17 protein-coding genes are annotated in these 26,336 nt (G+C 65.8%); 6 read left to right on the forward strand and 11 right to left on the reverse strand.

Going from position 1 to position 26,336, the window contains the following annotated elements:
- The 7 genes from N825_RS19810 to N825_RS19840 all read right to left on the reverse strand — a co-directional run bounded on the left by N825_RS19810 (window position 1) and on the right by N825_RS19840 (window position 13,078).
- Window positions 1–4,236: a DEAD/DEAH box helicase gene (locus N825_RS19810; RefSeq protein ID WP_051512640.1), complete on the reverse strand. Its 4,236-nt coding sequence runs from the start codon at window positions 4,234–4,236 to the stop codon at window positions 1–3.
- A gap of 81 nt (window positions 4,237–4,317) precedes the next feature.
- A complete protein-coding gene (gene bfr, locus N825_RS19815; protein ID WP_037455904.1) occupies window positions 4,318–4,794 on the reverse strand; it encodes a bacterioferritin in 477 nt (158 codons plus the stop codon).
- A gap of 170 nt (window positions 4,795–4,964) precedes the next feature.
- Complete coding sequence (malQ, locus tag N825_RS19820; protein ID WP_037455906.1) at window positions 4,965–7,145, reverse strand: 4-alpha-glucanotransferase; 2,181 nt, start codon at window positions 7,143–7,145, stop codon at window positions 4,965–4,967.
- A gap of 36 nt (window positions 7,146–7,181) precedes the next feature.
- Window positions 7,182–9,041 (reverse strand): malto-oligosyltrehalose trehalohydrolase, encoded by a 1,860-nt coding sequence (gene treZ / locus N825_RS19825; protein WP_037455909.1) that lies wholly within the window; start codon window positions 9,039–9,041, stop codon window positions 7,182–7,184.
- A gap of 109 nt (window positions 9,042–9,150) precedes the next feature.
- Window positions 9,151–10,188, reverse strand: coding sequence for a response regulator transcription factor (locus N825_RS19830; RefSeq protein WP_037455910.1), 1,038 nt, complete (start codon window positions 10,186–10,188; stop codon window positions 9,151–9,153).
- Window positions 10,189–10,260: 72 nt separating this feature from the next.
- Window positions 10,261–12,444, reverse strand: coding sequence for a glycogen debranching protein GlgX (glgX, locus tag N825_RS19835; RefSeq protein ID WP_051512641.1), 2,184 nt, complete (start codon window positions 12,442–12,444; stop codon window positions 10,261–10,263).
- 187 nt (window positions 12,445–12,631) lie between these two features.
- Window positions 12,632–13,078: a hypothetical protein gene (locus tag N825_RS19840; protein ID WP_157619417.1), complete on the reverse strand. Its 447-nt coding sequence runs from the start codon at window positions 13,076–13,078 to the stop codon at window positions 12,632–12,634.
- A 381-nt stretch (window positions 13,079–13,459) separates the two neighbouring features.
- Between N825_RS19840 and N825_RS19845 the strand changes: the two genes are divergently transcribed.
- On the forward strand, window positions 13,460–15,175 hold the full coding sequence (locus N825_RS19845; RefSeq protein ID WP_037455916.1) for a putative bifunctional diguanylate cyclase/phosphodiesterase: 1,716 nt from the start codon (window positions 13,460–13,462) through the stop codon (window positions 15,173–15,175).
- Window positions 15,176–15,217: 42 nt separating this feature from the next.
- Here N825_RS19845 and phaR read toward each other — a convergent pair whose 3' ends face one another.
- Both phaR and N825_RS39030 read right to left on the reverse strand, forming a co-directional pair.
- Window positions 15,218–15,838: a polyhydroxyalkanoate synthesis repressor PhaR gene (gene phaR / locus N825_RS19850; RefSeq protein ID WP_037455918.1), complete on the reverse strand. Its 621-nt coding sequence runs from the start codon at window positions 15,836–15,838 to the stop codon at window positions 15,218–15,220.
- Window positions 15,839–16,050: 212 nt separating this feature from the next.
- Complete coding sequence (locus tag N825_RS39030; protein ID WP_157619419.1) at window positions 16,051–16,248, reverse strand: hypothetical protein; 198 nt, start codon at window positions 16,246–16,248, stop codon at window positions 16,051–16,053.
- A 91-nt stretch (window positions 16,249–16,339) separates the two neighbouring features.
- Here N825_RS39030 and N825_RS19855 point away from each other — a divergent pair, with 91 nt between their 5' ends.
- The 5 genes from N825_RS19855 to N825_RS19875 all read left to right on the forward strand — a co-directional run bounded on the left by N825_RS19855 (window position 16,340) and on the right by N825_RS19875 (window position 20,645).
- Complete coding sequence (locus N825_RS19855; RefSeq protein ID WP_245613174.1) at window positions 16,340–17,518, forward strand: alpha/beta fold hydrolase; 1,179 nt, start codon at window positions 16,340–16,342, stop codon at window positions 17,516–17,518.
- A 179-nt stretch (window positions 17,519–17,697) separates the two neighbouring features.
- Complete coding sequence (locus N825_RS19860) at window positions 17,698–18,873, forward strand: acetyl-CoA C-acetyltransferase (RefSeq protein WP_037455922.1); 1,176 nt, start codon at window positions 17,698–17,700, stop codon at window positions 18,871–18,873.
- 137 nt (window positions 18,874–19,010) lie between these two features.
- The gene (phbB, locus tag N825_RS19865) at window positions 19,011–19,733 is read left to right on the forward strand and encodes an acetoacetyl-CoA reductase (protein ID WP_037455925.1); all 723 of its coding nucleotides are present in this window, start codon (window positions 19,011–19,013) and stop codon (window positions 19,731–19,733) included.
- Between the two features lie 97 nt (window positions 19,734–19,830).
- Window positions 19,831–20,211 (forward strand): carboxymuconolactone decarboxylase family protein, encoded by a 381-nt coding sequence (locus N825_RS19870; protein WP_037455930.1) that lies wholly within the window; start codon window positions 19,831–19,833, stop codon window positions 20,209–20,211.
- Window positions 20,208–20,645, forward strand: a complete 438-nt coding sequence (locus tag N825_RS19875) for an NUDIX hydrolase (protein ID WP_037455932.1) — start codon at window positions 20,208–20,210, stop codon at window positions 20,643–20,645. Before N825_RS19870 ends, N825_RS19875 begins: the two co-directional genes overlap by 4 nt.
- A 43-nt stretch (window positions 20,646–20,688) precedes the next feature.
- Here the strand turns inward: N825_RS19875 and glgB are convergent, their stop codons facing one another.
- Together glgB and treS are read right to left on the reverse strand one after the other, a co-directional pair.
- The gene (glgB, locus tag N825_RS19880) at window positions 20,689–22,965 is read right to left on the reverse strand and encodes a 1,4-alpha-glucan branching protein GlgB (protein ID WP_084164905.1); all 2,277 of its coding nucleotides are present in this window, start codon (window positions 22,963–22,965) and stop codon (window positions 20,689–20,691) included.
- Window positions 22,965–26,279, reverse strand: a complete 3,315-nt coding sequence (gene treS / locus N825_RS19885; RefSeq protein WP_037455934.1) for a maltose alpha-D-glucosyltransferase — start codon at window positions 26,277–26,279, stop codon at window positions 22,965–22,967. Before treS ends, glgB begins: the two co-directional genes overlap by 1 nt.
- Window positions 26,280–26,336 lie beyond the last annotated feature (57 nt).

A 26,336-nucleotide genomic window follows, 5' to 3' on the forward strand; every position in this document is an offset into this window, starting at 1 on the left:
TCAGCCGCCGCGCAGCAGCCCGATCAGTTCGTCGTCGCTGAGCTTGGCGCTGGCCTCGCTGCCGTCCAGCAACTCGGCCGCCATCTCCCGCTTGTCCTTGTGGAGGCCGAGGATGCCCTGCTCGATCGTGTTGGCGATGGCGAGCCGGTAGATGGTCACCGGACGTTGCTGGCCGATCCGGTGGGCGCGGTCCGACGCCTGATCCTCGACGGCGGGGTTCCACCACGGATCAAGGTGGATGACATAGTCGGCGGCGGTCAGGTTCAAGCCGGTGCCCCCCGCCTTCAGGCTGATCAGGAACAGGTCGCCCTGCCCCGCTTGGAACGCGTTGACCCGCTTCTCGCGCTCGCGCGCCGGGGTTTGCCCGTCCAGGTACTGGTAAGCGATGCCGCGCTCTTCCAGCGCCTTCCGCACGATGTCCAGGAAGCCGACATACTGGCTGAAGACCAGCGCCTTGTGCCGATTGCGCAGCAATTCGTCGGCCAGTTCCAGGAATAACGACAGCTTGGCTCCCTCCATCCCCGCCGCCTCGGGCGCCACAAGGGACGGATGGCAGCAGGCGCGGCGCAGCCGGGTGATCTCGGCCAGGATGTGGATCTTCCGCTGGCCGCCGGCGTCGCCCGGCAAGTTCTCGATCCGCTCGATCGCGCGCCGGCGCAGCGCCTCGTAGAGGGCGCGCTCGTCATCGTCCAGATCGACCAAGATGGTCTGCTCGGACCGGGGCGGCAATTCCGTCAGGACCTCCGACTTGTTCCGGCGCAGGATGAACGGACCGACCAGGGCCTTCAGGGCTTGGCGGGCGTTCCGGTCGCCGCGTTCGATCGGCAGGGCGAAGCGTTTCCGGAAGCTCTCGAGCGAGCCCAGAAGGCCGGGATTGATGAAGTGGAACAGGCTCCACAGCTCTTCCAGGTAGTTCTCCACCGGGGTGCCGGTCAGGGCCAGCCGGAACTCCGCCTGGAGCATCATGCTGGCCTGGGCGCGCTTGGTGGCGGCGTTCTTGATCGCCTGCGCCTCGTCGAGGATCGCGATTTGCCAGGGAGTTTCCGACAGCAGTGACGATTCCTGGTTGAGCAGTCCATAGCTGGTCACCAGCACGTCCATCGGCCCCAGCGACTTGACCAGCGCCTTGCGATCGGGAGCCGTGGCGAATTGATGCACGGTCAGCGTCGGCGCGAAGCGCTCGATCTCGGCCGCCCAATTGTGGCAGACGGAGGTTGGCGCCACCACCAGGATGGCACCAAGCGGCGCGTGCTCGACCATGACCGCGATGGCCTGGACCGTCTTGCCCAATCCCATGTCATCGGCGAGGCAGGCTCCGGCTCCCCAATGGGCCAGCCGCGATAGCCAGCGAAAGCCGTCGACCTGATAGTCGCGAAGGTCAGCCTGGAGCGTCGAGGGAACCTTGGGATCATGCCGTCCCGCCGCCCCGATACGCTCGATCTGCTCACGCCATCGCTTGTCGGTCTCAACGGAACCGGCGCCTTCCAGCGTCTCGGCGACCGCCGCCGCCGCCAGCTTGTGGACCCTGCGCCCCTTGCCATCCGCTTCCGACAGCGCGCCCAGACGTTCCAGCCGACGGCGAAGCTGTTCGGTCAGCGCCAGAAACCCGCCATCGTCCAGCTGGATGAAGCGGCCCTGGACGCGGCCCGCCCGCTCCAGCAATTCGCGAAGGTCGAGCACCAGGTTCTGGTCGATCCGCAACTCGCCATCGATTTGAAACCAGTCGCGTGACTGGCGCAGCTTGACCGACATGCTGTCGCTGTCGATCGCCGCCGTCACCCGCAACCGGCCGCCCTCCGGCCATTCCAGCGAGACTGGGCCGGCATGGGCCTGGACCTCGGACAGGAACTCCAGGCTCTCGTAGACATCGGGCAATTCCCACTCGAACTCGCCGAATTCCCGGTCCTTGAGGCTCGGGCAGGCGGCTATCAGGGAAGCGAGGCCGGCCGTCTCACGGTCCAGGTCGCGGTTCGCCCGCTGGGTCTTGCCCTCGATCAACGCCAGCACCGACTTGCCGGCCCGACCCGGCAGGTAGTGTGGCCCAGCCTCGCCGAACGGCCTGACATAGGCCGACACGCGCAAGCCGCCACGCTCGACCGGGGCCATCCGGAGCACCGGCGTCGCGTCACCCTCGATCGCCGGAACATCGACGGCGTCGATCTCCGACCGGATCGGTAGGCTGCCGCCAGCGGCTTGCCGGACAAGGCCGACGATGCGGTCGCGACCATCGCGCGGAACGACCATGCCGTCGGGTCCCAGCAACTCTCCGACCTTGACCGTCTCGGCCGTCACCTCGATCACGCGGTAGCGGTTGGGAGCTTCGGGCTCCAGGAAGACGAAGGGCGTGTCCGAGTGATGCGACAGCGCCACCTGGTAACCGCCGCGAGTCTCGGACACGACCAGTTCGACCGGGTATCGGATCAGTTCCAGCTGGCGGGTCCTATCGTTCATGTCGAAGACGCGGGGATGCCCAACCAGGGCCAGGAGCGTCTTGATCGGATCGGTGCGGTAGACCTCCGCCATGCTGTAGGAGTACGGCGCCCGTTCGAAACCGTGGTGCAGGGAGCCGATGACTCGACGGTCATCCTCGTCGATCTCCAGGGGTGGATCGTTCTTGATGACCCGGCGCAGCGACAGCGCGCGACCGACGTTCCAGCCGTCCTTCCTGGCCGTTTGCTCGACCACCTCGATCGAGCCGATATCCGGGTCCAGCAGCCAGATCAGCCGCTTGCCCTTCTTGGCCACAGGCGCCACGGTGGTTTTGGCCGGAGCGGCCAGGAGCGTTTGCAGATGGTCAAGCGCCCGCTGCCACGGTTCGTCGACTTTGATCACCGAGGTCAGGTTGATGATCCGCTCGCGGCCCGGACGTTCCAGATAGGCCAAGTAGGGTTCGGGATCGGCCGAGACCTTGGCCAGGATGCCGGCATAGGTCTCCGCGATCAGGGGCATGAGGTCGCGGAAATGCTCGAAGGTCTCGCGCAGCACCGCCACTCGGGCCGCCGCCATTCGCCGATCCAGCAGGAACCAAGCCAGATCCTCCAGGGCCTCTGACATCGGAGGCTGGTGGAAGGACCCACCGATGCCGTCCAGGATGGTCCGCGCTTGCCGGTCGTTGCCCCGCGCGATCGCGCCGATCGCCATGATGGCGAGCAACCCGGTGTACTGGGGGTTCCTCGAACCCTCCCGCTCGGCGTCCTCGATCCAGCCCTCCAGTTCGCCCCTCAAGCCGGGATCACCCCGCCGCAGCACGGAGAGCAGCGCCAGCAAGCCCTCGACATCTGACGGGAAAACCTTGCGCTTGCGGCTGGCCTTGCGGAAGAGCTTGACGCCCTCGCGGAAGTGATCGACGGCTTCCCGGTTCCTGTCCTCCAGGAACGCCACCATTCCCTCGATCTGTTCGCGGTAGCTCGCGATCATGATAGCGTGATCGCTCGGTTTTCCATTCTCATCCGTCGCCGCCTCCGGCACGGGGCGCAGATCCTTCAGCAACCCGAGCGCGCCCACGGGACTGCCGCTCAGGACCTCGAACTTGGCGATCACGATGCGCGTGGCGGGATCATGGGTGGTGGCGGCCACTTGACGGACCAAGTCGCGCAAGGCCTCGAAATTGGAGGGCGGCTCGCCGGTGTGGAGGAAGTCGGTCAGCTGGGCCATGATCAGCGTCTCGCGGATCACCGGCGCTCGGCTCGCCAGCCATTCGGGATCGAAGTCCACGGTACCGAAGAATTGCGCCAAGGTCGTCCAGGTGCCCGGCGTGTTCTGACCCAGGCTTCGGCTCAAGACCTTCGCGTCGTTCAGGTAGATCGCGTGGCGGAGGGAGCGCAGCGCCGACGGCGGGATCCGATCGCCGTGGTGATAGTAATCCAGCCACTCCGTGGCCTTGACGCCCTTGATATACAGGTCGCGCCGCGGATCCTCGAAGGCTTGGACGTTGATCTCGTGCCGGACTTGGCCACCGGCATCGTCCATCTTGCTCCACAGGCCATTCCGCTTGGTCTGCGTCACCACCTCGCCGATGGCGCTCATACCCAGGAACTTGCCGTCCGGCGTCGCGATCTTGACCTCCGACGCCGCCTTGAACAGGATGTCGCGCTCCGCGTCGGGGCCAGCCACCGCCTTCAGGTGCATCACGATCTTGCCGACCGGCGAGAGCGCTTCATAAAGACGGAGGTATCCGCTCTCATCGGAAGGAGCGGTGGAGCGGACGCTCCGTGTCGTCGGATCGGTTTTCGGCATGCCGACCAACCTAGTCAGCGCTGACTCCGCTGACAAGACATCTGACGGCGGCCTCCGGGGAAGCCGCCGTCAGGTGGATGCTCAGCCTTCGCCGAACATCTGTTCCTGCTGGTAGTTCTGCGCGCCGACCCGCTGGATCAGGTCCAGCTGGGTTTCCAGCCAGTCGATGTGCTCCTCGGTCTCGTCCAGGATCTTGACGAAGATCTCGCGCGTCTGGAAGTCGCGAACTTCCTCGCAATAGGCGATCGCCTCCTGGAGGCAGGTGCGGTTGTGGCTCTCGACGCCAAGATCGCAGGTGAACATCTCGGGGACGTCCTCGCCGATGCTCAGCTTGTGGAGGTCCTGGAGGTTGGGCAACCCTTCCAGGAACAGGATCCGCTCGATGATGTAATCGGCGTGCTTCATCTCGCCGATCGATTCGTCGTAGATGAATTTGGCGAGACGCAGCAGTCCCCAGTTCTTCAACATGCGCGCGTGCAGGAAGTACTGGTTGATCGCAGTCAGTTCATTGGTCAAAATGGTATTCAGGTGACGAATTACTTTCGGATCGCCCTTCATCTTCTTCTCCTCGCAAGCGCTGTGAGCCAGCTTCTCGTTCGCACCCAGGACGGATGCCGAAATCTCGTCCCTCGGTTAAATATACGAACCGGCTGGGATTAAAACCTGAAAGTCATTCTCAAGGCCAGTTTTCTCATTTGATAAACACTCTCAAATCACCTCCGCTTCCATTAGTCGCGTCCATGTTCCCGCCGGATCGCATCGACGATCGAATTGGCGAGCGGGGAATCCCCGATCCGGGCGATCTCGACGGGCAGCTTGCGCCGCCAGTTCGGGTGCTCGCTGACGGTGCCGGGCAGGTTCGGCTGATCGATCTCGCCCACCATGTCCTCGACCTGGACCATCAGGATACGGCCGGGCGTGCGCGCCAGATAGCCGTGGATGGCGCCCACCAGTTCCGTCGTCAGGACGTCGGACCTTGTCTCTCGCGGCACCACCCCCACCCATCGCATGGACGACAGCAGACGCTCCCGATCGGTCGCCCGCTCGGCCAGTTCGGCGTCAAGCGCGCCCGGCGCCGAATACTGCCCCAACTCCGCCCGCACCCGGATGTCATGGCCGTTCCACCAGCCTTTCAGCGTCGGCAGGTCATGGGTCGTGACGGAGACCAGGGCGTCGCGCGGATAGTGCTCCGGAGCGATGAAACCCTTGTCGGCACCGCGCTCGAAATACAGCACGCGGTACGACAGGATGCCGGCCCGCTCCATCGCCGGGCGGAAACCCTCGGGCACCGTGCCCAGGTCCTCGCCGATCACGAGGCAGCGGTTCCGCCGCGACTCCAGCGCGATGACTCGGACGAGGTCGCGGAGCGGATAGGTCACATAGGCGCCGCCTTCGTGGTTCGGGCGCGACGGTATCCAGAACAGGTGCTGCAGCGCCATGACATGGTCGATCCGGATCGCTCCGGCATGGCGCATGTTGGCCCGCAGCGACTGGATGAAAGGCTCGTAGGCCGACTCGATCAATCCAAGCGGCGACAGCGGCGCCAAACCCCAGTTCTGACCATCGGGACTGAACATGTCGGGCGGCGATCCGACATTGGCTCCCTGCACGATCACATCGGGCGCCGACCAGGCGGCGGCTCCCCCCGGATGGTTGGCGACGGCCAGATCGCGGTAGAAGCCGATCGTCATGCCGGCCGTCCTCGCCCGATGGGCGGCGGCCGCCAACTGGTCGTCGGCCAGGAACTGGAGCCACTGGAAGAACTCGACCCGGCCGGCGCGCTCCTCGGCGAAGCGGGCGACGGCGTCGCTCCGCGGATCTTGGAACGCCTCCGGCCAGTCCCGCCACGACCATTTCCCCTCCTCCTTGAAGAAACGCTCGTGAAGCGCCTCGAACACCGCCTGCCGGACCAGCGGCTCGCCCATCTCGCGCTGGAACAGCAGGAAGGCGTCCTGACGGGGGCCGGGGGTTCCCCTGACGTGCTGGAAGATCAACTCCAACACCGGCATCTTGAGGTCGGAGACCGCTTGGTAATCGACCAGATCCGCCTCGCGGGCGGCCTTGAGCCTCTCCTGGAATCCGGCTTCCCCGATCAGCGCGCGGGCTGCCGGGCAGTCATCCAGTTCCGGCAGCCCGGCGACATCGATGGCCAGGGTATTGAGGAAGCCCCGGTTGCTCGGCGAGTACGGGCTGCTGTGGTTGGGATCGGCCGCGAACAGGCTGTGCAGGGGATTGAGTCCCAGCACCCCCGCCCCCAGCCGGCCCGCCTGTTCGGCCGCGGCCCCCGCGTCGGCGTAGTCGCCGATACCCCAGTTCGTTGGTGAGCGAAGCGCGTAGAGCTGGACGCCCATGCCCCAGGACCAGCCGTCGCCGCCCGCCAACTCGTCGGGCGACAGGCAGCGTTCGGGCGCCACGATCACCGTCGCGGCGCCCTCATGGACGGTCGAGCCGCCGACATTCAGCTGGATCGCCATCCGGTGATAGCCCTGTGGCAGCGACTCCGGCAGCGTCAGCTTATGGCGGGTGTAGCGGATGTCGTCGAACGTCGCGTCCGCCACCGGCGGCAGGTCCGACAGCGGCTGCTCGCCCCAGTGGACGTCGCCGAATTCCTCCGACAGCGTCCAGGTGATGCCGGCGTTCGCCTCCAGGACGGGAACGCTGAAGTCGATTTCGGCGACGCCCTCCCCCAGCACGAACACCGGCTTCAGCATGCGGCGCCATTCCCGCTCCGTCAGCCGGTGCAGGCTGTCGGCCGCCTCCTCCGGCGTTCCGGCTGGGCAGCCCATGGCCTGGGCGAGATCCCGCTTGGTGGCGGGGCCGATCTCGCGCCTGTTGCCCCAGATGTCATGATAGTAGGGCTCGACACCCAGGAATTCGGCCAGCCGGTCCAGATCGGCACCATCCTTCATACTCTGACTTCCCCTTAATTCCATCCGTCCGGCATCCTAGACGGTTCCAGACGGTTCGGTGATGTGGCAAGCGACCGCCCAGGGGCCCAGACGCCCCGCTTTCAGGTCGGCGCCGACCGAGCCGTCGGTCTCAAACAGAAGGTCGCCCGTGGGTGATTCCACGCCATCGACGGCGGCATCACCCAGATTAGCAACCAATGTCAGCCGTCCGCCATCCCGTAACGGCCAATATGCCACCAGGGCTGTTCCACCCTGCACCTTCGCGACGCTCTTGACACCCATTCCCGCCAGCCGCGGCACCAGATGACGGGTCCGGATGTCGATCAGCATCCTATACCATTCCAGCCACTCGGCGTGGCCCGGCTTTTCGACGGCGTCCCAATCCAGTCGCGATCCGATGAACGTCTTCTCGTCGTTCGGATCGGGGATCTTCTCGCGCGCCTCCGGATCCGAGAACTCGGCGAAACCGGCGAACTCCTTGCGCCGGCCCTCGCGAACCGCGTCGGCCAACTCGCCATGGAAATCGGTGAAGAAGTTGAACGGCCGGGCGCTCGCCCACTCCTCGCCCATGAACAGCATGGGGATCTGCGGCGTCAGCAGGAACACCGCCGTGATCGCCCTCAGGCGTTCCGGCGGGATCAGCGCCGACAGGCGTTCGCCCATCGCCCTGTTGCCGACCTGATCGTGGTTCTGGAGGAAGCTCACGAAGGCCTGCGGCGGCAGGTGATCGCTCGCCTCGCCCCGGACCTTGCCTTTCTGGTGCGGCGAGGGCTCGCCCTGATAGACGAAGCCGTCCGCCAGCGACCGCGCCAGCTTGACGTGCGACTCGTCGGCGAAGTCCTCGTAGTAGCCAGCCCGTTCGCCGGTCACCAAGGCGTGGGCGGTGTTGTGGAAATCGTCGTTCCACTGGGCGGTGAACCGCGGCGGCAGGTCGGTGCTGTCACGTTCCAGCCGGTTCGCCTGGTTGGCCTCGTTCTCCAGCACCAGGTGGATGTGGCGGCCCGGTGTCCCGGCCTCGACGCGGGCGCGGACGGTCTCCGCCAGCTCGGTCAGGATATGCGGCTCGCTGTCGTCGATGATGGCGTGGACCGCGTCGAACCGCAGCCCATCGAACCGGTACTCGTCCAGCCAGTACAGCGCGTTGTCGATGAAGTAGTCGCGCACCGGCCGCGCGTCCTTGCCGTCGAAATTGATCGCCGCTCCCCAAGGCGTGTGGTGCCGCTCGGTGAAGAACGACTTGGCGTAGGCGCTGAGGTAGTTCCCCTCCGGTCCGAAGTGGTTGTAGACGACGTCCAGGAAGACCATCAGGCCGCGCCCATGGGCCTCGTCGATCACCCGCTTCAACGCGTCGGGGGAACCATAGGCGTCGTCCGGGGCATAGGGCAGGACACCGTCATAGCCCCAGCCGCGCCGTCCGGCGAAATCCGCCAGCGGCAGGAACTCGATCGCCGTCACGCCCAGCTTGGCCAGGTGATCCAGCTTGCGCCGGAGGCCGTCATAGGTGCCGTCGTCGGTGAAGCAGCCGACATGCAACTCGTAGAGGATCGTCTCCTCCCAGGGACGGCCGCGCCATTCCGTGTTCCGCCACTCGTAGCTTTTGGGATCGACCACCAGGCTGGGGCCGTTGACATCCTCCGGCTGGAACCGCGAGGCGGGATCCGGAACGCACAACTCGTCGGGCAGCCGGTACTGGTACTTGGTTCCGGCGGGAGCGCGGTCGGTCGTCAGTTCGAACCAGCCTTCCGCCGCAGCGGTCATGGGCAGGGGCGAATCCGTCTTTCCGTCGAGCACGAGGCCAATCTCCGGATGGGATGGCGCCCAAAGGCGAAAGCGGGTCGTTCCGTCCTGGCGGATTTCGGCGCCGAACGGCATGGAATGGGCGTAACGAGCGGGCATCGGCGAGACATCCTGGGATTGGCCTGGGGTTGGCCCGGGGTTGGGCTGATGGGACACCGCTTAGAACATCCACGCGTGGCGGATGATCCCCACCCCACACCGGAAAAGGTCAAAGAATGCCGGGAGCGTCCGTCGACGGCCGGGCCATCCCGGCCTCCGCCGTCCTGCTCGCCTCGGCCGCCTTGGCCTCGACCATTTGGACGAGCCGTTCCCGATACGCCGCCGCCGCCGCCGAGACCTCGCGCGAGAACGTCTCGGCCGGGCGCCCGGGACCGAGTGTCGCCATGATCAGAAGCGCCGCCGGCAGCAGTTGGTCGAGACCGGGCGGCACCATGCCGGATACCGCCTGCGCGTGGGCGACCTCCACCGCGGCGATCAGGGATCTCGCCTGCTCGGCGGCGGACGCGGCGGGCCCTGTGGCGCGCGCGGGTAACCGGTGGATCAGGTCGTCCAACGCCGGCACCACCCGCGCCAGATGCTCCATCGCGATCCGCTCGGCTGGTTCCGAAGCCAGGCCGGGAAGCGCGAACTCGATCAGGAACGCCGCCTGGAACGCCTGCCGAAACAGCTTGTGCTCGTTGATGGCGTCGCTGGCATGTTCGATCAACTCCTGCGGATTGACCTTGCCATAGGCGTTCGTCGCCTTCAGGCGGAGTGTGTTCGGCACCTCGATCAGCGGGATGGGACCGCCCTCGCGCGGTGACTTGCGCCGATCCGGTCCGATGAAGTCGCTGGTCGCCACGAAATTTCGCGGGTTCTCGATCAGGGCGGCCACGCGGTCGTGGAGTTGCTTTGGGGCCAGCGGCTTGACCAGCAGCGCGTCCGCGCCGCTGTTGGTCACGCGGGAGACCAGCGACCGGGTCGGATTGAAGGCGGTCACGATGATGGAGATGAAGGGATTGGCGCCCAGGGCCCCATTCCGGATCGCGTGGACCAACTTGAATATCGGGCTGGCGGCATCCGTCCCGTCGGCGATCAGCAGATCCGGATTGCCCGTCTCGAACGCCTTGCCGACATCGTCCATGTGTCCGTACATCTGGATCTTGTGGATCCGGAGCGCGCCCAAGGCGTCGCGCAGCAATCGGCGGACATTGGCCTCGGGTTCGTACAGGACGCACTCGACCTGACTTAGATCATACTCTGGCATCGAGGACCGGCGTCGACAATGACGGGTAGCCAGGAACGGCGCCCCGAAAGACGCGATATTGACGCTAATTTCCTAACGTATTGTATCCATCCCGGCGTCCGGCTGGGTGTTTGCCGGCGCCTCGATCTGGATGAACAGATGCGCCGACCGGCCGGCGACATCGAAGGTCCCGCCCGCCGGCACCTCCCGGTGATCGGCCTCGCCACCGGCATACACCGTATCCAGCAGACAGCGCCACGCGGTCCCCCCCGGAACCTTCGGCAGGACGAAAGGAACCGTGTCGTGGAAGGCGTTCAGGATGATCAGCAGCCGGTCGTCGACCGCCTTGCCGCCGTCCTGCGTCATGTGGTCGCCGGCCCGTCCATTCAGCAGAAGTCCGACGCATCGGGCCATCCGGTCGCCCCATTGGTCGCTCGTCTTCTCCGTCCCCTGCGGCGCGAACCACGTGATGTCCTTGACCCCATCCGCCGATGTCCGGGTGCCGTGGAGGAAGACGGCGCGCCGCAGCACCGGATGGCGCCGCCGCAGCGACAGCAGCCTGCGCGTGAACTCGGCGAGATCCCGCCCCTCCTCGCCGATACCCTGCCAGTCGATCCACGAGACCTCGTTGTCCTGGCAGTAGGCGTTGTTGTTGCCGCCCTGGGTCCGCCCGATCTCGTCACCCGCCAGCAGCATCGGCGTACCTTGCGACAGCAGCAACGTTGTCAGGAAGTTGCGCCGCTGGCGGGCCCGCAGTTCGGCGATCTTGGGATCGGTGGTCGGTCCCTCGACCCCGTGGTTCCAGCTGTGATTGCCTGAATGGCCGTCACGGTTGCCCTCGCCATTGGCCTCATTGTGCTTGTGGTTGTACGAGACGAGGTCGTTCAGCGTGAAGCCGTCATGGGCCGTGACGAAGTTGACGCTGGCCCAGGGGCGCCTGCCATGCCGTTCGAACAGATCGCTCGACCCGGTGAGCCGCCCGGCCAACTCCGGCAGCATGCCCTCGTCGCCCCGCCAGTAACGCCGGACGACATCGCGGTAGCGGTCGTTCCACTCGGCCCAACCGGGCGGAAAACCGCCGACCTGATAGCCGCCGGGGCCGATGTCCCACGGCTCCGCGATCAGCTTGACGCCGGCCAGGACAGGGTCCTGCCGGATGGCGTCCAGGAAGCCGGAGCCCGCGTCGTAACCATGGGGCTCGCGCGCCAGGGTGGTCGCCAGATCGAAGCGAAAGCCGTCGACATGCATCTCGGACACCCAGTAGCGCAGGCTGTCCATCACCATCTGGAGCACGCGCGGGTGGGTGATCGCCAGCGTGTTCCCGGTGCCGGTGTCGTCGATGTAGAACCGCTTGTCACCCGGCATCAGCCGATAGTAGCTGGCGTTGTCGATCCCCCGGAAACTCAGCGTCGGCCCCATCTGGTTGCCTTCGCCGGTGTGGTTGTAGACGACATCGAGGATCACCTCGATCCCCGCCTCGTGCAGCCGGGCGACCATCGTCTTGAACTCCGACAGGACGCCGGTGGTCATGAAGCGCGGTTCGGGCGCGAAGAAGCCGATCGTGTTGTAGCCCCAGTAGTTCCGCAGCGTCCGCTCGACCAGATGGCGGTCGTCGCAGAACGCCTGGATCGGCAGCAGTTCGATCGAGGTGATGCCAAGCGAGCGCAACTTGTCGATCACCGACTGGGTGCTCAGCCCCGCGAAGGTGCCGCGAAGCTGCGGTCCGACCTCGGGATTGCGCATGGTGAAGCCGCGGACATGGGCCTCGTAGATGACGGTGTCGCTCCACGGCACCCGCGGCGCCCGGTCGTCGCCCCAGGTGAAGGCGCGATCGACCACCCTGCATTTGGGCATGCCGCGCGCGTTGTCGCGGCGGTCGAACGACAGGTCCTCGCGCGTCGATCCGACCCGGTAGCCGAAATGCGCGTCGGACCAGCGCAGGGCGCCGAACAGGGCCTTGGCGTAGGGGTCGAGCAGCAGCTTGTTGGGATTGAAGCGGTGTCCGGCCGACGGCTCGTAGGGGCCATGGACGCGATATCCATAAAGCGTGCCCGGCCGCGCCTCCGGCAGATAGCCGTGCCAGATCTCGTCGGTGTATTCCGGCAGCGTGATCCGATCGATCTCGCGCGTGCCCGTCTTGTCGAACAGGCATAGCTCCACCCGCGTGGCGTTGGCGGAGAACAGCGCGAAGTTGACGCCGAAGCCATCCCATGTGGCGCCCAGCGGATACGGCCGGCCGGGCCATACCACGGTGCGCGCGGAGCCGGTCGTCTTCATGTGCGGTCACCAATGTCGAGAGGGCCGGCCGTGCGGGAAAGTTCGACGCTCACGTATCCTGCCGCGATAGGTGGGAAGATCGAAAGAATTGCCTCGGAACAACCCAAGTATGTGAAATCATCCTGCCGTGCAAGCCCTTACTGCCAAAGGCGCGCCGGTCCGATGACGCGGCGGACGGCTGCTCCCCTCAGCCTGGTCCCTGGCTTGGATTGGTGGTGGCGCCGGCGCGTTCATAGGCGCTGATCGCCTCCCGCCAGGGTTCTATGTGCAGGCCGGACTTCAAGACCTCCTGCGCCAGCACCTGGGTCACGAAGGGAGCGTTGCCCGGATTGGCCCATCCAGGCCGGCCTTCCCCCTCCGGCTCGACCGGGGCGACCGGAAGGGGCTGTTCGAACGGCTCGAAGGGTATGGCGACTTCGGCGTGATCCGGCTTGGAGCCCGCGGCGGTGGACTCTTGGGCGGCCTTGCCGGCGGTGTCCGGATCACGTTCCCCCGCCCGCCTCGCCAACCGCCGCTTCTCGCGCTCGGCGGCTCCCGTCCGCGCCGGGACGGACCGGACGGCCGACACCGGCACCAGACTGCGGGAGTCGGGTATCGGTGCCAAGGGGGAGCGTGAGACGGGGCCAACAGCCATGCCCGTGCCGATCCTTACGCTGTCTGAACATCCAGCTATTAAACAACAATCTCGGTCGCTAGTTCTTAACGAAATCGGAATAAAGCCGGCGACAGGGGATTAAACACCCGAGGGATCGGCCAGACCGGCGCGACGCCGCCGTAATTCCCTATATGGAGTAGGAACTTAAGATAATTTCAATGATCATGTACCAAAATTTCGCGAGAGTGGCAGGCGTCATGTCGATGGCCACCTCGACGACTTTCTGGCGCATGCCCCGTCGCCGGATCAGCCATCACCGGATCAACCATCACCGGATCGCCCATTGCCGGATTTCTCCTTGCCGGATCTCACTTTGCCGGATCTCCCCTTGATCAACGACATGACCCGCAAGGTGGCTCCATGAGCGGCCACCCGGATGAGGCCGCGCGGCTGCGGGCGGCACTCGCGGCGGCGGGTGACGTCGCTTACGAATGGCGGCTGACGACGGACAGGATCGACTGGTTCGGCGACGTGGAGGCCCTCCTGGGCCGCGCTGGGCAGGCGACGGTCGAAACCGGGGAGGATCTCAACGCCCGCATCAGCGCCGAGGACTTGCCGATCCGCATGAAGCTGATGACCGACGCCACCGAGGGTTCGGCGCGAGGCGGTTTCGACTTTGACTGCGAGTATCGGCTGCGCCGGTCGAACGGCGCGTTCTCGTGGGTCCACGACCGTGGCCAAGCCGCGCCGGGGCCAGATGGCGGCTTGGTGCTGCGTGGCGTTCTCAGGGTGGTCGACCGCCGCAAGGCGTACGAGGCGGCCGTGGCGCATCAGGCGAATTTCGACGACCTGACCGGGCTCTTCAACCGCACGCGCCTGCGCGACGCGCTGCGCCAGGGCATTCTCAACAGCCAGCGCTATCGGGGCACCGGCGGCTACATCGTGATCGACATCGATGGACTGGGAGCGGTCAACACCGCGTTCGGCTATGACGCGGCGGACGCCGTCATCATCGAGGTCAGCCAACGCCTGGAGCGGATGATCCGGCCGAGCGACGTGGTCGGCAGGATCGGCGGCGACCGGTTCGGCGTGGTGGTCAACAAATGCGCCGAGGCCAACCTGCCCCGCGTCGCCGAGAAGATCCTAGCCTTGTTCCGGAACGAGCCGGTCCACACGCCGGCGGGCTTGATCCAGGTTTCGGTTTCGGTCGGCTCGGTCGCGTTTCCGGAATTCGTCAAGACGGTGTTCGACGCCGAAACCCACGCCGAATCGGCTTTGGCGGAGGCCCGGGACGCGGGCCGCGACCGCGCCGTCCATCATCGCCCGACCGAGGAGCGCCAGCGCGAGCATCTCGCGCTGGAGGAGATCGGCGCCGATATGCGCCGGACGCTGGACGGCGACGGTTTCATGCTCGCCTACCAGCCCGTCGTCGGCGCCGCGGACCTGCGCGTGCGCTTTCATGAATGCCTGCTGCGCATGCGCGACCCGATGGGCGCCATCGTATCCGCCGGTCAGTTCATCCCGGCGATCGAGCGGCTCGACATGGTCCGGCTGATCGACCGGCGGGTGCTGGACATGGCGGTGCGGGAGTTGGAGCCGCATCCCGAACTGCGGCTGGCCATGAACATATCCGGCATGACGGCGACCGACCGTTCGTGGCTGCGCAGCTTCGTGGCTCTGCTGCGCGACCGGCCCGCCGTCGCCCGGCGTCTGGTGGTGGAGATCACGGAGACCGCCGCGATCGAGGACATCGAGGAGACGGCCCGGTTCATCGCCACCATGCGCGACCTGGGCTGCAAGGTGGCGCTCGACGACTTCGGCGCCGGCCATATCTCGTTCCGGCATCTGAAGTCGCTGGAGGTCGATATCGTCAAGATCGACGGCGGATACGTCAAGAACATCGCGGCACGGCCCGACAACCTGCATTTCGTGCGGAGCCTGATCGCGGCCGCGCGCGGCTTCGGCGTGGAAACCGTGGCCGAATGCGTCGAGACGGCGGAGGAGGCCGAAATCCTCCGCAATGAGGGCGTCTCGATGCTTCAGGGATGGTTCTTCGGGTCGCCGACGCTGGACCGCCCCTGGGCCGACGCCAACCGACCAGCCATCAAGCTGGCCTCCGCGGAGAAGCGGGAGTGAGACCAGACCAACCGAGTCGGCTGGCCCAAGCCAGCCTCCAGGTCACTCGCCCTTCGCCTTGGTGATCGTCACCAACTGCTTCTGCAACTCCTCGAGCTGCTTCTGCAGGTCGCTCAGCGTCTTCTCGCTTTCGACACGGGCGCGCTGGGCAGCTTGGTCGAACTGCTCGGTGGCGGCCTTGCCCTGTTCGGTCTGCGGTCCGAACGGGGTGAACATCCGCATCGCCCGTTCGAACATCGCCAGGTTCTGCTTGCCCACTTCCTCGAACGTCGTGCCGAACGGAAAGATTCCGCCGATCGTGTTCGAGAAGTAATCGCGCATCTGCTCCTGGTTCCGCGAGAACGACTGCATGCTGTATTCCAGATAGCGTGGAACCACCCATTGCATGTTGTCGCCGTAGAAGCCGATCAACTGGCGGAGGAAGCTGATGGGAAGCAGGTTCTGCCCCTTGCTTTCCTCTTCCACGATGATCTGCGTCAGCACCGACCGGGTGATGTCCTCGCCCGTCTTGGCGTCATACACGACGAAGTCCATCCCGTCCTTGACCATCTGGCACAGATGGTCCAACGTGACGTAACTGCTCGTCGCCGTATTATACAGCCTACGGTTGGCATACTTCTTGATCGTGATCAGGGCGGATTTAGCTTCTTCTTTTTCGGCCATTTCGTATGCTTTCACGCGGTGGCATTGCGCTCAAATCCCTCAAGACATTAGGAGTACGCGATAAAACCGTCGTTAGGCAAGCTTTCTACCGCGCCGCCCACCGCAATTGGGACGGACCCCAACATACCTCGCGATGGCGCGGCGCTGTTCAAACGCGGTAGTTCGCGATTATAGTCGCCGCCATGGCCACTTCACCCGATCAAGAACCGCCCTCACTCGAAAGTCTCGCACGCCGCTACCTGGATCTTTGGCAGGATCAATGGTCGGCGCTGGCGGTCGATCCCGAGGTCGCGGAACACTTCTCGCGCTTGTTCCAGATCCTGGGACAAGGGGCCGCGGCCATGACGCCCTTCTCCGCGTTCAACAGCCATGGCGGCACGCGCGGCACTGGTCAACATCAGCGATTTCATGATCCATTCGCCCCTTTCACGTCCGCCCCCTCCACATCCGGCGGACCCGCGCAGGACTCCCCGCCAGGGGCCCCGTCCGCTGGCGCTCCACATGGCGGCGACACTGACCACCCTGCTGAGCTCGCCCGCCGGATTGCCGTTCTTGAGGAACGGATCGATAGCCTGGAAGGGGGATCTGCGGGACCGCGCCGAGGACCTGCGGGCGGAACTCGACGGCGTCGATCCTGACGCCTTCGCGCGGGCCGTCGATCGCGAGATGCGGTGGCGCTGCGACGCGATACTGACCGGCGTCGAGCGTTACCGCCACCATCCCTACCGCCGCGACATGCCCGAGCCACCGACCGTCTGGCGCGAGGGCTCGGCGCGGCTGCTGGATTATGGGGCCGAAACGTCCGGAGGAGCCGGAGCGCCGGTTCTGTTCGTGCCGTCGATGATCAACCGGCATTACATCCTCGACCTGTCCGAGGATTGTTCCCTCACGCGGTGGATGTCCGGCCAGGGACTCCGCCCGCTGCTGCTCGATTGGGGCCGGCCCGGACCACTGGAGCGTGGCTTCACAATGACGGATTTCGTGGCGGGCAGGCTGGAGCGGGCGCTGGACGCGGTGCTCGACCTGACTGGCGCGCGCCCCGCCGTGGTCGGCTACTGCATGGGCGGCCTGCTCGCCACCGGCCTGACGCTGCGACGGCCGCGCGACATCGCCGGTCTGGCCCTGCTGGCGACACCTTGGGATTTCCACGCCGACAACGCCGCCATGGCGAAGCGGACGGCGGCGGCGCTGGGACCGTTCGAGCCGGTGCTGGACGCCTGGGGCGAGTTGCCGGTCGACGCGATCCAGGCGCTGTTCGCCATGCAGGACCCGCTTCAGGTCGCCCGCAAGTTCACCCGTTTCTCCCGCCTGGCCCCGGACGGCGCCGCCGCCCGCGATTTCGTGGCGCTGGAGGACTGGCTGAACGACGGCGTCGCCCTGCCCGCCTGCGTCGCGCGCGACTGTCTGACCGGCTGGTACGGCCGCAACGACACGGCGCGGCGCGCCTGGGTCATCGCTGGCGAGGCCGTCGAGCCTCGCCGGCTGCGTCCCCCGGTCATGGTGATGATCCCCGGCAAGGACAGGATCGTGCCGCCGCTGTCCGCCCGCGCGCTGGGCGACGCGATCCCCGGCGCCACCATCCGGGACCCGCACCTGGGCCATGTCGGGATGATCGTCAGCGCCATGGCGAGATCGTTGGTTTGGGAACCCCTCGCCCAGTGGCTTCGCAACCTGAGGTGAACACATCAATCGTTAGGATACTAGGTTTCTCTATTGCGGAGCGCGACTTAGTGGCGCGGGGCCAAGTGGCGGAGGGACATGTACCCGCGAAGTCTTGCGCCGAAAAATTGCCGGGGCTAGTTTAGGCCGTGCTAAGGCAGGCCCATAAGAAAATAGCCATCAGCTAAGGAGCGTTCCCCATGACCGAAGTCGTTATTGCCGGTGCCGCGCGCACGCCGATCGGCGCGTTCAACGGCTCGCTGAGCTCGCTACCCGCGCACACGCTCGGTGAACTGGCGATCCGTGAGGCGTTGAAGCGCGCCGGGGTGGACGCGGGCGAAGTGTCCGAGGTCGTGCTGGGTCAGGTGCTGACGGCGGGCACCGGGCAGAACCCCGCCCGTCAGGCGGCCATCGCCGCCGGCATCCCGGTCGAGAGGACCGCCTACGCCATCAACCAGCTCTGCGGTTCCGGCCTGCGCACGGTGGCGCTCGGCTATCAGGCGATCAAGCTCGGCGACTCCGACATCGTGGTCGCGGGCGGGCAGGAGAGCATGAGCTTGGCGCCCCACTGCATGCATCTGCGCAACGGCACCAAGATGGGTGACACGCAGATGATCGACACGATGCTGAAGGACGGCCTGATGGACGCCTTCAACGGCTACCACATGGGCACCACCGCCGAGAACGTCGCCCAGAAGTGGCAGATCACCCGCGAGCAGCAGGACGAGTTCGCGACGGCGTCGCAGAACAAGGCCGAGGCCGCGATGAAGGCCGGCAAGTTCAAGGACGAGATCGTCCCGGTGACCATCAAGACCCGCAAGGGCGAGACGGTCGTCGACACCGACGAGTTCCCCAAGGCCGGCGTCACGGTCGAGGCGCTGGCCAAGCTCCGTCCCGCCTTCTCCAAGGAAGGCTCGGTCACGGCCGGCAACGCCTCGGGCATCAACGACGGCGCCGCCGCCCTGATCCTGATGGGCGCCGACGCCGCCTCCAAGCGGGGCATCAAGCCCTTGGCCCGGATCGTTTCGTGGGCGACCGCCGGCGTCGATCCCTCGATCATGGGCTCCGGCCCGATCCCCGCCAGCCGGCTGGCCCTCCAGCGCGCCGGCTGGACCGTCGACGACCTGGACCTGATCGAGGCGAACGAGGCCTTCGCCGCCCAGGCCTGCGCCGTCAACAAGGACCTTGGCTGGGACAAGTCCAAGGTCAACGTCAATGGCGGCGCCATCGCGCTCGGCCATCCGATCGGCGCCTCGGGCGCCCGCGTCCTGATCACCCTGCTCCACGAGATGCAGCGCCGCGACGCCAAGAAGGGCCTCGCCACCCTGTGCATCGGCGGCGGCATGGGCATCGCCCTGACGGTAGCCCGCGACTAATAGGCAATGTTCCCGTTGACGCGAATCAATGCGTCGATCGTGAGCGACCGTTAAGATCGCTGGTCCGGAGTCGCCCTCTTCAAGCGCCTCCGGATCGGCCCATACCATCAAATCATCGCTTTCTGGGGGAGGAATCAATGGGTAGAGTCGCAGTGGTGACCGGCGGAACGCGCGGTATCGGCGAAGCCATCTCGCTCGCTCTCAAGGACGCCGGGTACACGGTTGCCGCCGTCTACGCCGGCAACGACGAGCGCGCGCGCGAGTTCTCCGAACGGACCGGCATCGCCGCCTTCAAGTGGGACGTCGGCAGCTTCGACGCCTGCAAGGAAGGCCTCGCCAAGGTCGCGGCCGAGTTGGGCCCGGTGGAGATCGTCGTCAACAACGCGGGCATCACGCGGGACGGCGTGATGCACCGCATGACCTACGAGCAGTGGAACGACGTCATCCAGACCAACCTGACCTCCTGCTTCAACATGTGCCGCAACGTCATCGACGGCATGCGCGAGCGTGGTTTCGGCCGCATCGTCAACATCGGCTCGATCAACGGTCAGGCCGGCCAGTACGGCCAGGTCAACTACGCGGCGGCCAAGTCGGGCATCCACGGCTTCACCAAGGCGCTGGCCCAGGAGGGTGCGGCCAAGGGGATCACCGTCAACGCCATCGCCCCCGGCTACATCGACACCGACATGGTCCGCGCCGTACCGGCCAACGTGCTGGAGAAGATCGTCGCCAAGGTGCCGGTTGGCCGTCTCGGCAAGGCTTCGGAGATCGCGCGCGGCGTGCTGTTCCTGGTGGCCGACGAGGGCGGCTTCATCACCGGCTCGACCCTGTCGATCAACGGCGGCCAGCACATGTATTGATCCTCCGCCTCACCAGCGGTGTTAAGTTGAGCGGGGCGTCCCACACCGGGGCGCCCCGCTCTCTTTTTGGTCCGTCACCCGACACCGAGGAACCCCCATGATCGAATACGAGGACGCCAGTCCCGAGGTCCGCGCCGTCTATGACGACATCATGGCGACCCGCAAGATCGACCAGATCAACAATTTCTGGAAGGCGCTCGCCAGCCATCCGCCGACCCTCCGGCGGACCTGGGAGAGCTTGAAGGAGGTGATGGCCCCCGGCGCGCTCGACCCGCTGACGAAGGAGATGGTCTATCTGGCCGTCAGCGTCACCAACAGCTGCGAATACTGCATCGCCTCCCACTCGGCGGCGGCCCGCAAGGCCGGCATGACCGAGGAGATGTTCGGAGAGTTGATGGGCGTGGTCGGCATGGCGAACGAGACCAACCGGCTCGTCAATGGCTACCGCGTTCCGGTGGACGAGCGGTTCAAGCGGTGACTCGCTCCGACCGGGAATACCCCGACCGCCCCTGGGTCGGTGTCGGAGTCGTGGTCTGGCAGGGCGACCGCGTCCTGCTGATCCAGCGCGGCAAACCACCGCGCATGGGTCAGTGGGGCATTCCAGGCGGCGCGCAGACGGTCGGCGAGACCCTGTTCCAAGCGGCCACCCGTGAGGTGCTGGAGGAGACCGGCCTCACCGTCGAGCCCAAGGCGGTGATCACCGCCCTCGACTCGATCCACCACGACGCCGATGGCCAGACCCAGTTCCATTACACCCTGGTCGAGGTGCTGGCGGAGTGTCCAGCGGGCGACCCGATCGCCGCCGACGATGCGCTGGACGCCCGCTGGATGACGCTGGATCAAGTGGCCGACATCGTGGAGTGGGGTGAAACGCTCCGCGTGATCGAACTGTCGAGCGCGCTGCGGGTCTGAGACCCGCGACGCGCTCTCGATGGTTGGATCTCCCCGGAACCGTCTAGGCACGCTCCAGGATCAGCGAGCCGAGCGGCGGCACCGTCAGGCAGATCGAATACGGACGCCCGTGATGCGGGATCTCCTCCGCCTCCACGCCACCGTTGTTGCCGACATCGCCACCGCCATAGACACCGGCGTCCGTGTTCAACCGCTCACGGTAGAAGCCCGGCGCCGGCACTCCCACCCTGTATCCCTGGCGCGGGAGCGGGGTGAAGTTGCTGACCGACACGATCGGCCGCTCCCGATCCTTGCCGTAGCGCAGGAACGCCAGGACGCTGTTGTCGCTGTCGTTGGCCTCGATCCACTCGAAGCCGGCGGGCTCGTTGTCCAGCTCATGCAGCGCGGCGGTATCCTGGTACAAATGGTTCAGGTCGCGGATCAGCGTCTGGACGCCCTTGTGGAACGGATCGTCCAGCAGGAACCAGTCGAGCCCCTGGTTGTGGTTCCACTCGCGCTCCTGGCCAAACTCGCCACCCATGAACAGCAGCTTCTTGCCGGGATGCGTCCACATGAAGCCGTAATAGGCCCGCAGGTTGGCGAACTTCTGCCACCGGTCACCCGGCATCTTGTTGAGCAGCGATCCCTTGCCGTGGACCACCTCGTCATGGCTCAGCGGCAGGACGAAGTTCTCGCTGTAGGCGTAGACCATGCCGAAGGTCATGGAGTGGTGATGGTACCGGCGATGGATCGGGTCCTTGGACATGAAGCTGAGCGTGTCGTGCATCCAGCCCATGTTCCATTTGAAGCCGAAGCCCAAGCCGCCCAGGTAGACCGGCCGAGACACGCCCGGCCAAGAGGTCGACTCCTCCGCCACCGTCATGCCGCCGGGGTGGTTGGCGTAGACCAACTCGTTCATGCGCTTCAGGAAGGCGACCGCCTCCAGGTTCTCGTTGCCACCGTATTGGTTAGGGACCCACTGGTCGGCCTGCCGGCTGTAATCGAGATACAGCATGGAGGCCACGGCATCGACCCGGATGCCGTCGAAGTGGAACTGATCCATCCAGTACAAGGCGCTGCCCAGCAGGAAGCTCGATACCTCGCGCCGGCCGAAATTGTAGATCAGGGTGTTCCAGTCCTGGTGGAAGCCCTGGCGTGGATCGGCGTGCTCGTACAGGTGCGTCCCGTCGAACATGCCCAAGCCGTGCGGGTCGGTCGGGAAGTGGCCGGGCACCCAGTCGAGCAGCAGGCCGATTCCCTCGGTGTGGCACCGTTCGACGAAGCGCGCGAAGGCCGCCGGATCGCCATGTCGGCTGGTCGGCGCGTACATGCCGATCGGTTGGTAACCCCAGGAGCCGTCGAACGGAAACTCGGTGATCGGCAGCAGCTCGATATGGGTGTAGCCCATCTCCTTGACATACGGCACGAGCTGGTCGCCCAGCTCGTCATAGGTCAGGTAGCGCAGGCCGCCCTCGCCGTCCGGACGCCGCCATGAACTGATGTGGCATTCGTAGATCGACACCGGCTTTGCGCGCCAGTCCGTCCGCGCGCGGTCGCGCAGCCACTCCTGATCGCGCCATTCGTGCCGGTTCAGACCATTGACGATCGACGCCGTGTGCGGCGGCAACTCGCTGCGGAACGCATAAGGGTCGGCCTTCAGCGGCATCAGATTGCCGCTGGGGCCGCGGATCTCGTACTTGTAACGGTCGCCCTTGGCGACATGGGGAACGAACAGTTCCCAGACGCCGCATTCGTGGCGCTTCCGCATCGGCAGCCTGCGGCCGTCCCAGTTGCAGAACTCACCGATCACCGAAACGCGGGAGGCGTTCGGAGCCCACACCGCGAACGCGGTCCCGGTCACGCCATCCATTTCATGAGGATGGGCGCCGAGCCGCTCGAAGCTGCGGAGGTGGGTGCCCTCCGCCAGCAGGTGGACATCCAGCTGTCCCAGCACCGGCGGGAACCGGTAGGCGTCCTCGAACTCGCCCGTGTGGGTGGCGAACTCGATCCGGAACCGATAGCGGAACGGAGTCTGGCGGTCGCGCAAGGTCAATGACCAGAAACCGTCGGAATGGATCTTCTCCAGATCGCCGATCGTCTCGCCGCTCTGACCGTCGATCAACTCCACGCGCCGCGCCTCGGGCATGAAGGTCCGAACCGTGACGGCGCCATCCGGCCCATCGGTGTGCATGCCAAGGATGCCGAATGGATCGCCATGATCGGCGCGGATGATCGACTCGATCTCCGCCCGCAAAACCTCGTCGCTCTTGGCGCCCGAGGGAGCTTGCGGTTCCGCGACGGCGGCGGTCTGGCTGGTCGGGTTCTTGGTGTAGGCGGTCATCAAACCTCCCCAGGCTGTGCGCTGGCGGCGTGTGCGTCGAGGATGCCGGTCACCCCCTTGATGGGAATGCCCAGCCATGTCGGCCGATTTGCGGCCTCGTAGGCGATCTCGTAAAGAGCCTTCTCCAACGTGAACAGGTCGAGCAGGCTTTTTGCCACGCTTTCATCGGCTGGGTAGCTGGGGCACCCCAAAATCGCGTCGTGATACGCACCGATGAAGGCCCTGGACGCCCGCTGCTCCCATTCGAGCGCGGAGCCGAGCACCTTGGAGCCGGCGTCCGCCTGCATCTCCTCGACCCGCTTGACCGCCGCCCAAGCCGCGTAGTTGAACGACCTCAGCATGCCCGCGACATCGCGCAGCGGAGCCTGCTTGGCCCGGCGCTGGTCCAGGGATTTGGCCGGCTCGCCCTCGAAATCGATGATGTACCAGTCATTCTGGGCCTTCAACACCTGCCCCAAATGATAGTCGCCATGATAGCGCGTCTTGAAGCTGGTGACACCGCCGGAGAGCAGCGAACCGATAAGGTCCATGCACTCACCGCGGCGCTCCAGCAACGCCTCAGCCTCCGCCAGATCGTCGCCGATCAGCTTAGATTTGGCCTGCTCCAAGCTGCCGAAGGCGCGTTCGGCCTGCGCCTTGGCTCCCTCCACCCAACTGGACACATCGGATTCGGTGATGGGTTCCGGCTCGAAGGCGGGATCGCCGCTCTCGATCGCCAGGGCCCGATGCAGTTCCGCCGTCCGCTGGCCGAGCGTGCCGGCCAGTGACAAGTAGAACTCCAGATCCTCGGGCGAGGTCCGCCCGGCTTCGTCGGTGGCGGTGGCCCCCAGCCGGATCTCATCCAGGTAGCGCACCAGATGATCGACCGTGAAGGTCCAGCCATCGCCCTGGTTCCGCACGAAGCCCTGCACGACCATCAAGGCGGTCGTGGTTCCGTCATCCTCGACATGCAGCACGGAGCCCAGTAGGGCCGGCGTGTTGCGGTAATCCGCGACCTCGGTCAGGAAGCGGCCGATCTCCAGCTCCGGATGCTCGCCATGGACCAGCTTCCGGTAGCCCTTGACCACCATCATGTCGGCGACCAGGACGGAGGTGTTGCTCTGCTCGACACCCAGCCGCCGAACCTCGAGCTCGGCCGGAAGCTCGAGCTCCGCCATGCGCTGGGTCGGCTGGAACTTGATGACGCCTGAACTCGCCTTGACCTGCTCGCCACGGCGGATCGCGTCGATCGCGGCCAGCAGGAACCTGTCCGACTGCATGGCGTCGTACAATCCACCGAGGCGCGGTCCGCGCCGAGCGCGCGACAGCGTGTAGGGCAGCAGTGGCGACGCGGGTGTCGCGGCGGTCTCCTCCCAGGTCACGGCCAGCGGCAGGAAGTACGGGTGCGGTTCCTCGACTCCGGATAGCACGACGTCGATCATGCCGAGCATGAAGGTCTCACCCTGTCCGGTCAGCTCCGCCAGCGTGTGGATGCGGGTCTCGTTGATCACCTCGTCCTTGGCGCCGAACCACCGCTGCTTGGGCAGGTATGTCGGCAGCACGTCGCGGGTCAACTCGGTCGCGGCGCGGCCCGACGCGTTGCGCCAGCCGTCGGTAATCACCAGCGTCACGAATTCCGGCATCACCTCCGGGAGCTGCTCGTGCCAAGCGGGCTGTTCGGCGCTGCTGGTCAGGCCGAACCAGAAGAAGCCATAGCCGGGCAGCGTCAGCAGATAAGGCAGATCACCGATCGGCGGGAAAGTGCTTCGGCCGATCAGTTCGACCGGAACGCTGCCCTTGAAGCGGGCGAGGTCGAGCTCGACCGCCTGCGCCGAGCGCGACAGGTTGGCGACGCACAGGATCACCTCGCCCTCATGCTCGCGCAGATAGGCGAGGACCTTTCGGTTGCCGGGATACAGGAAGCGGAGCGCGCCGCGGCCGAACGACTTCTGCTGCTGGCGCACCGCGATCAGCCGCTTCATCCAGTTCAGCAGCGACGACGGGCTGCGCTCCTGCGCCTCGACGTTGACGGCGTCGAAGCCATAGATCGGATCGGCGACCGCCGGCAGGTAAAGACGCGCCGGATCGGACCGCGAGAAGCCGCCGTTGCGGTCGGGCGACCACTGCATCGGCGTCCGCACGCCGTCGCGGTCACCCAGATAGACATTGTCGCCCATGCCGATCTCGTCGCCGTAATAGACGACGGGCGTGCCAGGCATCGAGAACAGCAGGCTGTTGAGCAGCTCGATCTTGCGCCGGTCGTTGTCCATGAGCGTCGCCAAACGGCGGCGGATGCCCAGGTTGATCCGCATCCGCCGGTCCTTGGCGTAGAAATTCCAGAGATAGTCCCGCTCCTTGTCGGTGACCATCTCCAGCGTCAGCTCGTCGTGGTTCCGCAGGAACACGGCCCACTGGCAGGTCTCCGGGATCTCCGGCGTCTGGCGCATGATGTCGGTGACGGGATGCCGGTCCTCCTGCGCGATCGCCATGTACATGCGTGGCATCAGCGGGAAGTGGAACGCCATGTGGCATTCGTCGCCGCCCTTCGACAGATCGCCGAAATAGGGCAGCACATCCTCCGGCCACTGGTTGGCCTCGGCCAGCAGCATGCGGTCGGCGTAACCCTCGTCGACGGCGGCGCGGATCTGCTTCAGGATGTCATGGGTTTCGCTGAGGTTCTCGTTGTTCGTGCCCTCGCGCTCGATCAGGTAGGGCACGGCGTCTAGCCGCAGCCCGTCGACACCCATGTCGAGCCAGAAGCGCAGCACGCTCAGGACCTCGCGCAGCACGGCCGGATTGTCGAAGTTCAGGTCCGGCTGGTGCGAATAGAAGCGGTGCCAGAAATACGACTTGGCGACCGGGTCCCAAGTCCAGTTGGACTTCTCCGTATCCAGGAAGATGATCCGGGTGCCCTGGTACTTCTGGTCGCTGTCGCTCCAAACGTAGAAATTCCGGTGGTTCGAGCCCGGCTTGGCGGTGCGGGCGCGCTGGAACCACGGATGCTGGTCGGAGGTGTGGTTGATCACCAGCTCCGTTATCACCCGCATGCCGCGGCTATGGCACTCCCGGACGAATTGCCGGAAATCCTTCATGAAGCCGTAGGACGGATTGACATTGCGATAGTCGGCGATGTCGTACCCGTCGTCGCGCAGCGGCGAGGGATAGAAGGGCAACAACCACAGTGCCGTGACACCGAGTTCCTGAAGATAGTCCAGTTTCTGGGACAGTCCCGCGAAGTCGCCGATACCGTCATTGTCGGCATCGAAGAAAGCCTTCACGTGGAGCTGATAGATGACGGCATCCTTGTACCAGAGGCGGTCGTTCCGATCGATCATGGTATCTCGGGCTGTTGCAAGGACGTGGGACGCCCGTTCGCGTCGGGCTTGGCGGAT

The organism is Skermanella stibiiresistens SB22, from assembly GCF_000576635.1.
GTDB classification, from domain to species: domain Bacteria; phylum Pseudomonadota; class Alphaproteobacteria; order Azospirillales; family Azospirillaceae; genus Skermanella; species Skermanella stibiiresistens.